Origin of the sequence: Mesorhizobium sp. M1A.F.Ca.IN.020.06.1.1 (assembly GCF_004023265.1) — a bacterium.
In the GTDB taxonomy this organism is placed as follows: Bacteria; Pseudomonadota; Alphaproteobacteria; order Rhizobiales; family Rhizobiaceae; genus Mesorhizobium.
In genome coordinates this window covers 1-1951 of the sequence record NZ_RZSR01001055.1, presented here as the reverse complement: position 1 = coordinate 1951, position 1951 = coordinate 1, and the positions used below count along the sequence as shown (strand labels likewise).

Here is a 1951-nt window from a genome sequence, read left to right as displayed (position 1 = left end):
ATCGAGTAGGGTGACACCCTCGCGCACTGCCTGACATTCCGCCGCTACCAACGGAAAGGCATTTGAACGATTGAGTGTCGGAGTCTCAGCGAATCCAGGGTCGTTCGGCGCAAAATAGAGCGGCACCTCCATTCCCCATGAAGCCCCCCATCGTGCCCCTTGCGCGGACATGACGTCATAGGCCGGCGGCGTCTTTAACGGTCTGCCTGCCGGGAGTTGTTCGTTAGGATAGCTGATCAAGAAGCGCCGAGCATAGAATTGTCCGGTGGTCGCTTTGAGATAAGTACGATTCGATGCGAACTTGCCGTACCGGGCAACATCCATGCCAAAAACCTCGGCCTCAGGTTCACCTGACGTGATCCACTGCGCCAATGCCAGGCCTATGCCGCCGCCTTGGCTAAAACCGGCCATGACACCGCATGCACACCAGTAATTTCGCAGGCCAGGAACAGGCCGAACTAGGGGGTTTCCGTCGGGGGTGAAAGTGATTGGCCCGTTAACCCATCGCTTAATGCCGGTACTCTGAAGAACAGGATAGCGCTCGAACCCAATCGACAGTTCAGGAGAAATTCGATCAATGTCCGCCGGGATCAATTCGATACCAAAATCCCACGGCGCGCCTTCTACATTCCAGTGTTTTGGATTGCGTTCGTAAACTCCTAGAAGCAGCCCCTTGCCTTCCTGCCGCGCGTAGGTGAACCCTTCCAAATCGACGACGGCCGGCATCTCCTCGCTCATTGCCGAAAGTTCGGGGATCGCCTCGGTGATGAGATAGTGATGCTCCATTGGTACGACCGGCAGGTCGACACCAGCCATCATTCCAACCTGTTTGGCCCAGAGTCCGGCAGCATTGACAATGTGCTCAGCTGTGACCGTTCCTTGTTCTGTCACGACGGTCCACGAGCCATCCTGCCGCGCATGCAGTTCCACGACCCCATTACGCAGAATAACCTCCGCTCCCGCCTTTTTCGCTGCGGATGCAAAAGCGTGCGTAGTGCCGTAAGGATCAACGTAGCCGTCATTCGGATCCCAAAGGCCCCCACATATGTTCGTTGTGTCGACGATCGGGCAGCGTTTCTTGATTTCTTCGGGCGAAATCAGCGCTACGTCATCCAGCCCGATAGTGCGAAATCCTGACAAAGCAGCCTGGAGCCATTCCCACCGCTCCGGCGTACCTGCGATGGTTATTGCTCCGGGCGTGTGAACCCCTAATTGGTGGTCACTCTCCCGCTGCAGGTCTCGATAGAGTCCGATCGTATAGCTCTGAAGCGCCGCCAGATTAGTATCTGCATTGACCGCGTGGAAGCTTGCTGCAGCATGCCAGGTCGACCCGGCTGTCAGCTCACGACGCTCGATGAGCGCGATGTCATTCCAGCCCATTTTTGTAAGGTGGTACAGCACGCTCGCGCCGACTATTCCCCCTCCGATAACCACCACGCGGTAATGCGACTTCATCAAGCTGGCCCTATGTTCGCTAGACATGGTTTCGTGAATGCAGGTGAGCCTATCTACAGCCTTTCAAAAGCTTTTCGTAAAGCCGATCGGATCGCCACGAGCCGGATCTTTTTCTGCATCGTCCACGTTGTAAGCTTTCGACAGAGGTACCAGTAGTTATCTACAGCTCCTGCCACCGAAGATTAGCGCTTGCACAATAAGGCAAGGCGCTATGGAAGTGTTGCTGACTTGCGCCCAGCTTGCGAAAACATTTGCTGTGAAAGGCACTGCTCTTCGAGGTTCTTTCCGGCGGAGAGGTCGTCCGCTTTCGCGCAGGCTTTTCCAACCGCACTGCTCATAATTGGTTGGCCGGCGCCGCAAGTCGTTCGCTACGGAAAATGATCATTGTCGATCTTGAGCGTCAGCCGGCCAGAGTGCCGAAAGCGCCGCAAACTGGGGCGCCCCCACTTTTGAGCGGCTCGTTGACGATCCGTGCACCGGCCATGTCGGCGCTATA

Annotated in this window: 1 protein-coding gene; it reads right to left on the bottom strand. The window is 56.2% G+C overall.

Annotated features, from left to right (window positions below; all coding sequences use genetic code 11):
* On the bottom strand, nt 1-1455 hold a 1455-nt coding region (locus EOA60_RS30835; RefSeq protein WP_128312461.1), incomplete at its 3' end, for an FAD-dependent oxidoreductase.
* Between the last annotated feature and the right edge of the window lie 496 nt (nt 1456-1951).